General features: G+C 56.0%; 9 protein-coding genes and 1 pseudogene. 3 read left to right on the forward strand and 7 right to left on the reverse strand.

The window, feature by feature from the left end; translation table 11 throughout:
• The first annotated feature begins 179 nt into the window (after positions 1–179).
• A complete protein-coding gene (locus E5S69_RS32415; protein ID WP_236901332.1) occupies positions 180–554 on the forward strand; it encodes a PHA-granule associated protein 4 in 375 nt (124 codons plus the stop codon).
• A 292-nt stretch (positions 555–846) separates the two neighbouring features.
• On the opposite strand, the gene E5S69_RS14585 is transcribed toward E5S69_RS32415, so the two are convergent.
• From E5S69_RS14585 to E5S69_RS14600, 4 genes are read right to left on the reverse strand one after another with little or no spacing between them, the layout of a single operon-like run.
• Entirely contained in the window at positions 847–1,551 is a 705-nt protein-coding gene (locus E5S69_RS14585; RefSeq protein WP_171515353.1) for a hypothetical protein, read from the reverse strand.
• A 32-nt stretch (positions 1,552–1,583) separates the two neighbouring features.
• Complete coding sequence (locus E5S69_RS14590; RefSeq protein ID WP_171515354.1) at positions 1,584–3,032, reverse strand: hypothetical protein; 1,449 nt, start codon at positions 3,030–3,032, stop codon at positions 1,584–1,586.
• 2 nt (positions 3,033–3,034) lie between these two features.
• Positions 3,035–3,808 carry a hypothetical protein gene (locus E5S69_RS14595; protein WP_171515355.1) on the reverse strand — a complete coding sequence of 258 codons (774 nt, stop codon included), beginning with the start codon at positions 3,806–3,808 and terminating at the stop codon, positions 3,035–3,037.
• Between the two features lie 9 nt (positions 3,809–3,817).
• The gene (locus E5S69_RS14600; RefSeq protein ID WP_171515356.1) at positions 3,818–5,266 is read right to left on the reverse strand and encodes a hypothetical protein; all 1,449 of its coding nucleotides are present in this window, start codon (positions 5,264–5,266) and stop codon (positions 3,818–3,820) included.
• Between the two features lie 380 nt (positions 5,267–5,646).
• Between E5S69_RS14600 and E5S69_RS14605 the strand changes: the two genes are divergently transcribed.
• Positions 5,647–6,393, forward strand: a complete 747-nt coding sequence (locus tag E5S69_RS14605; protein ID WP_171515357.1) for a DNA/RNA non-specific endonuclease — start codon at positions 5,647–5,649, stop codon at positions 6,391–6,393.
• Between the two features lie 217 nt (positions 6,394–6,610).
• A pseudogene (locus tag E5S69_RS14610) lies at positions 6,611–6,986 on the forward strand (PHA-granule associated protein 4).
• Positions 6,987–7,093: 107 nt separating this feature from the next.
• Here the strand turns inward: E5S69_RS14610 and E5S69_RS14615 are convergent.
• The 3 genes from E5S69_RS14615 to E5S69_RS14625 are packed head-to-tail and all read right to left on the reverse strand — an operon-like array spanning position 7,094 to position 8,225.
• Positions 7,094–7,420, reverse strand: a complete 327-nt coding sequence (locus E5S69_RS14615; protein ID WP_171515358.1) for a hypothetical protein — start codon at positions 7,418–7,420, stop codon at positions 7,094–7,096.
• 11 nt (positions 7,421–7,431) lie between these two features.
• On the reverse strand, positions 7,432–7,863 hold the full coding sequence (locus tag E5S69_RS14620) for a hypothetical protein (protein WP_171515359.1): 432 nt from the start codon (positions 7,861–7,863) through the stop codon (positions 7,432–7,434).
• 23 nt (positions 7,864–7,886) lie between these two features.
• Positions 7,887–8,225 (reverse strand): hypothetical protein, encoded by a 339-nt coding sequence (locus E5S69_RS14625; RefSeq protein ID WP_171515360.1) that lies wholly within the window; start codon positions 8,223–8,225, stop codon positions 7,887–7,889.
• Positions 8,226–8,382 lie beyond the last annotated feature (157 nt).

Here is an 8,382-nt window from a genome sequence, read left to right on the forward strand (position 1 = left end):
TAGGGGGACTACAGGGCTAGTCTATATTGACTTAAAATTTCTTACGTCAGAATTAAACGAGACTTTGACCTCAATTCGGAAACCGCTGGCTCAAACTGAGCAGGGCAACATCGAGTTGAAATCAGTTGCAGATAGAACCAAACCGGCGACTTGTGCCGCGGACGTAAGTGGAGGCGAAAATGGCGTCGGCTCGAGCTGGAACAAGAGGTGAAGCCATTCGGCTCCTGGAGGCAACGGGAGTCGGGCTCGTCGAGCTGGACTACGAATCTGGTTGGCAAGATGCTACAGAGCTTAGGCGCCTGGGCAAGGAGGCCGGAATCCGCGTGGAGTATCGCGGCCACGAAAATATTGTCGTGAAGTCACCCGCAGCACTCGCTGCCGGCTTGAGACGACCAAAGCTCACGTTCCGCCAGCGCAATCTTTACTGCCAGTTTGAGCTTGGCGACTTGCTAGCGGGTGAACTGGAGAGCCTCGAGGCAAAGGCAGCGACGTTGGGAGACTACATCCTAGCCGGGCACTTACTAAGGGACGTCGATACCGTTTGGGCTAAGTAACATCGCCGTACGGAATTCCATGGTTTCTTCGGTTCGCGACTTGCATAACTACTCCGACTCGCCACTTGCCCCTTCTCGTTATCTGTCCTTTGGCTCAGAGGAAAACCCTGAGATGCGGTCAGCGCTACTCTTCAGCTATGCTGGCAGTTCGGAGCGCCGTACTGCATTCAACAGAATCTTATCGGCGCTGTGATTCTGTGACCGGGGCTTTTCGGCAAGCGACCTGTGTGCACCAAATTTCGAGGACGAGATGGCGACTGGCAAACTGCTTCGAACCTCTTTACCTTCCTCTTTACCCGCGACGCGGCCATACACGTACGTTTCCTAATGCGCTCGCAGCATCCCTTGGCTCGACAAAGCGAGTCTTCTCGAGCAAGAGGAATGTGTAAGAGCACTCCGGAAATGCTGAGCCCAGCTTAGAGAAAGTGCGAGCGAATTCTCGCAGAGAAAGGGACCGCACGGCTTCGAAGCTGACGCCGAGTTTTTCCAGAACGGTGCTAAGCTGGGGTGTCAGCCCTTGGATTTCGATGTGGTCTTCATAGCCAATCAAAGTAGCCAACGGCTGCGCACTTGCGCTTCCCGGCCGCGTTAAGCAATGGGGTTTTCCCGGGCCTCGTAGGTTGTAGTATTCTACTGCGGCATTCAGTCTTTCGATACCGCCGGCCTTCTTGAGGACTGCAGACGTCTCCTTGAGTTCTTTGACCGGCGCCATCTTGGTCAGAATATCAGTCAGTTCCTCGATGTTCGAGACGCCCATCTGCTTCTGAAGCTTCTGCAGTTCCTCTTGCGCCTTTAACGCGCTCTGTAGCTCATTCGAATCGAGCTTCTTTGCCTTGTCCAGCGCCTGTCCGACTTCGTCATTCGTAGCGCCTTCAAACCTGCTCTTTACCATCCGGCCAAGCTGCTCCACGCGCGGGTCTTGCATGGCCGCGTAGGCGGCGTAAGCAAACATGCCGAAGAAAATGACCTGAATTAGAAAATCGACGAGTGTCAGCAAGAAGACATTATCTTGCTTCTTAATGCTCTGTCTCATCGCGTAAGCGGCGCCGGACCACCGGTTAGACCGTGGAGCGCATCGTGCCGGCCTTCAAACGGAGAGATAGCGGCGGGTGTACGTTCAGCAAGCTCATTGCAGTGCGCTACCGCTGCTGCAAGAGAATGACCCAAGTCTTGTAGGAGACCTCGGACAGTTTGAACTGCTGACGCTAGTTCATCCCCTTCTCGCACTTGTCGCGTGGCATCCAAGCTGGTTCTGAAGCTGTCTAACGCGCGGTGAACGCCAGCCACGTCCTCGGCGACATGACTCATCTGCCGGTCGACTTCTTCCTGTGTTTTCGCCCCGACTGCCGCAACGTGCTGCTCAGTGACCGCCACGAGCCTTCGACTCATGTCGCTAGCCCTCTCGAACATGGCGACCTCAAGCTCCGCCGTGATACGTGTGAAGTCGCCCGCGAACCCTTCAACCGTAGATTTTGCGGCCGCCGAGCTCTGCTCCACGACCGTATCTGCCAAGCGCTGTTCAAGCTCGACGAATTTTTTGGAGAAATTAGTGATGGTGCGTGACAGCCCCTGAAGTTCAACCTTGACGGCGGCCGACTCCGCCGTGAAGTCCAATTGCTTCACTTGCGCCAAGCCTGTCGCGATGAGCTCGGTATTCTTCGAATACAGTGCGCTGAGCTTCTCTATGTGCGCCTTCGTTGAGGCTTCCAGGGCGACTCGATTAGCCGTCTGTGCATCCTGTGTGACGTGACGGCCGTACTGGGTCATCTCTTCCGCAAAGTTCCGAAGGCCCAGTGTTAGCTGAGAAATGTTCCGTTCCAATTGTGCGACATTGGTCGACTCGCTTAGCTTTTGAATCGTGCCGGAGAATATGCCTACGGCGCTGGATGCCTGCTCTGCCACACCGCTAACCTCGGTCTGAAATATCTTTGCACTTTCGGAAAGACCTTTGCTAAATGCGAGGTGTGCGTCGGATACGACCTTCTCCGTCCGCTCCTGGAGCGAGACCGCAAGTCCTTCAAAATTGGCTGCTGATGCCTCGACCTTCGCAACCAAGACGTCCACTCGACGGATATAGTCCTCAACCGTCTCCCCCAGGTCTTTCGCGTTGAGGGCTTCGGTCTGGGCGGTCAGCACCATCCGGAACATTAGGGCCATCCCGGTGGCAAGCAGCCCGACTGCGAAATGACCAACGAGGGCGCCTATGTCGGTTCCGAACCCGAAAAGCCAGACCCGAAAGACGCTCGCCGACAAGGCGAAGATGGTAATGATGAAGCCAAAATAGTAGATGGAGTCAATCGCCGTCTGGGAAAGCCCCTCCTGCCGGGCCCGCTTCCACAATTCATAGAAGTAGTAACCGAGAGGTGCCAACTCGAGCACGATGGCGACCGGCATGGGCATCTTGACAAAAATCGACAGACCCGTGAGCGCAATCGCTACGCAGATGGCGTAGGTGAAAACTCTGTTCAAGTTGTGCATGACTAGCCAGGCAGGTACGAGGGATTGAGGCTGGCATGCGTGCCTTCGTTGTCACCAAAGAACCATGTCCAGAATGCGTCCCGGCATTTAGCCACTGGGGCTTGTATGTTGGGGCGCGGCACGATGTTGAGTTCAATAGCAACATTCTCGAACTTCGGACGCGCTACCGCCGCGCCACGCGCTGTTCTAAACTTAGCGACCGCGTCCTGCGCGCTGCGACAACCGTAGAGCGAAAACTTCTCCGTGTGTTCGAGGAGGTCGGAAAACACCACAAGGCGAGAGCTATGGGAGTCCTTCAGGTACTCGGACAAAGAAAGGTCGATAATCGCTTGCGCCACCGGTGACTGATTCGATGCGGAAAACGGTGTACTAAGAGCCTTCTCAAGTGGTTCGGAAAAATTTTGGCGATACTGCTTTTCCAGCAGTTTGGGGTTGTTCAGCATCCTTGAGCCTTCCCGTTTCGGCTTGCAATGGCTAAACACTGGAACCAGGTTGCGTTTCGACAGCTCTGTTATTGAAAAGACTGAGACGAGCTCACCATCCTTCACTTGCTCGTCGACCACCTTCATCGCGCGAGCGACCAACTCGTCTTTCGTTTGGCGAGACAAGTCCTCACTTTGGTCGACTACGAAGACAGTCTTTCCTGCTGAATCCTTTGTGCATCCCAACTCGTCTGGTTTGGGCTTTTTGAGCAGTTGCACTGAGACTAGGATTGCTATCAGTGCGAATCCGGATACGATTGCGACGGGCCACATGTACTTATTCGACGAACTCATGCCATCTCCTCAAGCTGCATTCGGGGATGGCATTTTCACAATGTCAGCCTCGATATTCTCTTTCGCCTCGGCTGTCACTTCACTCAAGAAAGCAGATAGGGTTCTTCCAAGAATGGCGCGCCCTTCATTTGCAGAGTCACGGAGTCGCTCTGTTAGCTGAACCTGATAGGTATCCTTTAGGTACGTAATTCTTCCTGTAAGTTCTTCAACGACGGTGGCGAGCTTGTCGCTTTGAGGAGTGCGGTACTGGGCAGCCAAGTCCGGCGTTTCTGCAAAGTACCCAGGCGCGGCCGTTGGACGCACGCTCACGTTGCTTTGCCGATATCCATTGAGGACAAGGGCGAAATCGCGCTGGACGTGGTCGAGATTAGTCAGCATCTTCCGATGCTCGTGCTCAAGCGCGGCCTTGGTCTGCTGAACGCTAGCTTCCGCCTGGCCGAGAAAATTCTTCGCCTTGGCGAGGGATTCGCGCTTAGTCTCTAGCTCTTTAGATATCTTCGCCTTAACGCCCTCCACGACAACAGCCAGGGCTGCCTCTGCTTCCTTGAGGCGGCGCGCTCGCGCGCCATATCCGGGATGAGGGTCATCGACTCCCATTCCCTTACGGAAAGCGATAACAGAGAGGACAAGGCCAGCAAAGAAGAGCAGGAAACTCATCAGGTCGGTTGCTGGGATGTTGCCCAGAAATACATGTCCTGCGGCGACCATCGCAGTGGTGAACGCCTCGCTCGACTGCTTAAGGTCTGACGGGTCGACCAGCAATTGGTACTCCGTCCGATAAGCCGCAAAGAGTGCGTTTGAGAACAATGCCACAATGGCAGCTGCGACCAAGACCGAATAACCAATGGCCTTGTAGGCCGCGTTGTCCAGATTCTTAAAACGGAAGGCCGCACCTAGACCGAAGGACACGGCGATATTGACGAGCGAAACCATGAAGGCTACGAAGGCCCCCCCGAGTAGACCATTGGTGTTCTCATAGAAGAACGCATTGGCGATGGTTTCGACCAATATAAAGGGAATGAGCCAGACATAAGGTGCTCGCAGGTCTGCTGGATATGACGCCTCTTCAGTAATCCCGTGTCGAATCTGATAGGCCTTCAGCTCGGCCTCCCTGAACAGCGCCTTTCGCTTGAGTCCTACCAACGCATGACGCTCATGTTCCAGTGCGTTCCGGGCGGTTTCATTGAGCGATTCATCGTCGAGAAGCGTGTCGCAGTTGGCGGCGACCTCACTTAACTCGTTCGCCATGTCAGCGAGGACCTTGTCTTTCTGCGTCTCAACCCGCGAGTATCGTGCATGCTCCTGAAGAGCAAAACGACTGGCATCAGCGACCAACTGCGTTTCGTTGGCATCAAGGGCAGTTGCGGTCATGGGAGGCAAGGCCTTCTCTCCGGCCTTCAGCCCTTTCTTCTGATATGACCCCTGAGCCTTAAGCAGCTCTCCCGAATATGAATCCATGCTTCCCCCTTGCTCCCCCGGGTCATCTGCTTAGCAAAGCCATAGTCCAGGCCCCTGGGTACTTAATGTAACTGAATGTTTCGGAATTCTGCCTCAGCGCGCACCCAACTTGGGGAAAAATATGGCAGAGGACAAGCGCACCACCCGTTAGTGGGGTATCGCACCTCGCGTGTGACGCTTTACGGTCCGACCGTTTAGCTGTGATGAGGAAACCCGGCTTGGTACAGCGGTACAGCACTCTTCTGAGTATTCACTGACTTTGTGAGTTGAACCTCTTCGTGAGTGATTGGGTAACTACTGAGGTATCCCTTGGTGAGTGCTATCCTTCCGGCCCCCTTCCTCCTAATCAGGAAGGGTTAGAAAGCCTAAGGAAGGTATCAATGCAATTTGTTTTACGGCTGGCCGCAGCTGCTGCCATTTGCCTGGGCGTCACTGGCCCAGTACAAGCGGCAACGGAATTTGACCGTTGCCCACAGTTCTTCGCTCAAGGCGCCGTTCCGCAAGTCCGGAACGCCCAAAGCCTTAAGCCGCGCGCCCTGTGCTTTGAGGCGTTCGCGGTATTGCACTCCGGCACCACGAAGACGCCAGTCTATGTGGCCGAGCGACTGAATGCGGAACAGGTCGCTGACGCGCAGGACGAAGAACGGACAAACCGCTTCTTCGCTGATGCTCGACTACCCCGGGCAGAACGCGCTGAGCTCGATGACTATAAGAGTTCCGGCTATGACCGAGGCCACATGGCGCCCGCTGGAGATATGCCCAATGCCACAGCCATGGCGCAGAGCTTCTCCCTGGCCAATATGGTGCCCCAAGCCCCGCAGAATAATCGAAAGAGCTGGGCAGGCATCGAGAAATCGACGCGAAAATACGTCCGGCGTGCCAAGGGGGATGTGTACGTCATCACGGGACCAGTGTTCGAGTCCTCCGCACCCACCACCATCGGCCAAGACCAGGTATGGGTGCCGCAATATCTCTTCAAACTCGTATACGACTCGGCAACCCATCGAGCTTGGGCGCATTGGATTGAGAATTCGGACTCGGCCCGAGCTGGACGTCCAATCAGTTACCGCGAACTTGTGAAGCGAACCGGCGTCGAGTTCCTTCCAGGCATCCCTCTAGCCGAATGACGCTCGGCCCAGGCATGCCGACACCTTTTTGTCATCGTCCAGGCGTACTCAGCTGACACCTGCGGGCCCTCCGGCCCGCCTTGTCATGTCCATGGCATCTGCCCCCAAGGAGCGAAATCTCGATTGCACGAAATTGCGGCAGCGGTTAGCGTATGCGCAACTACCGCACCGCAGCAAAGGCGGGGCGCGGCAAATATGAGGTGAAGGAGGGAGCACCGTGACGACAGCATGCGCCAAGAGCAGAATTGAAGCGCTGCGCCTTCTCGACACGAAGGGCATAACCACGCTCGACTTGGACTACGAATCTGCCTGGCAAGACGCTATCGAGCTTGCCCGCCTTGGCGAAAAGTTTGGGATACGCGTGGAGTATCGCGGACACGAAAACATAGCGGTCAAATCGCGGGCAGCGCTGGTTGCCGGCCTTAAGCGCTCAAAGCGCGACGTTCCGGCAGCGAAACTTGTACTGCCAGTTCAATTTGGACAGGCTGACAGTTAAGGACCTAGCGGCATTGGAAGCAAAGGCAAGCAGTCTTGGGGACTACATTCTCGCGGGGCACCTGATGCGGGACGTGGATGAGGTGTGGGCAGAGTAAGGCATCTTATCGAGGTCTGTCCCGCGTAGCACTAGACCGGATTCGGCGTGGCCTCGAGGCAGCCCCATCTATGCAACGGGTAAGTTCGCCCCTAAGAATCGTTGCATTTAAGTCTCGTCTGACGAGTACTCGCCTGTCACGTCCTTTGCACCTGATATCTTGTTGTTCCACATTGCAATAAGCCAATAGAGTCTCCACAGCCCATCGTCGCGGCCCGCGAACCCTGTTAGCCCAAATCGAAGGCCGTCTTTCGCGAGCCCCACCCGGGTTCCGGCATCGAAGGAGATGATTGGAGGGCTGACCCGATAGACGCCACTGCTTCGCCTACAGCTGCCGACAAAGTGTCTGGTTCCACTGTAAGTTTGCATCACGCGCCACTCCATCAGCATTGCGTCTCCTGCAATATCCACGGGCGCGGAAATCCATGCGGGCATGGTGTCACTCCTTAGCTGGTGGGTAGGGGAAAACTGCGGGCTCGCCGCGATAACTGAAGAACTCCAGGACTTTGCGGACGGATGTTGGGGAGCGTCTGCTTAGCTCCGTTCTGCCTTGGCATACGCCAGTGCGAAAGAAACTCAGCAGTGACGTCCTTTGTTGTCAGCAGACGCTCATCAAACACCGCACATAGCGAGATGAAGCGCTCGGCTTCCGCTGGAGCGCCAGGCTCGCCGACCAGCAAGAGCTGCCACCCGTCACTCGTGAAGGCAGTGCGGGAGGCGGAATCCCATCGAACGATGGGCGGGCCGGCCCAGTACTTGCCAGTGCTGGAGAATCTGCCAACAAGATGTCGCTCGCCACGGTAAGTCTCAAGCACGCGCCATTCTTCAACCTGGGTCTGCCTTGCTTGAGTTGCTTGCAATGCGGTGGCTGTCGGCATAACGGGCCTCCTCCTACCTGCCATCAATTCCGCCTATCATGGCGGGGCCTGAGCACTACATATTCGCCGCTGACGTCCTTGGTTTCGGTAACGCCATTGCGAATGGCCCAGAAGCTCCACACATGCAGCGCGTCTCTGTCGAAACCCGGCGCGCCCGATAGGGCGTATCGCCTTCCACTGCGGGTGATGCCTGCTCTGGATTTGGCATCAAAGGAGGTGATTGCAGAGCTGACACGACCCGCCCCGTTCTCGATGCAATATCCAACGAAATGATGCTCGCCATGGTCTGTCTCATAGACCCTCCAGCGTTGAAGCGTGATGTCGGGCTGCTCGTCGACGGTCGCGACTGACCAGATTGGCATGAGTTGCCCCTGCCGCGCAGGGCGGCATTTCGTTCAAGCACTTCGCAACTAACGCTGCCTATCGCTTCAGCAGCTCATTCGCTGCAGTGGTCCATTCCCTCGAGCGAAAGCTCAGGAAAATGGATACAGCTGCAGCACGAACATGCGTGCAGGCGCC

The organism is Cupriavidus necator (assembly GCF_013141915.1).
GTDB lineage: Bacteria > Pseudomonadota > Gammaproteobacteria > Burkholderiales > Burkholderiaceae > Cupriavidus > Cupriavidus necator_B.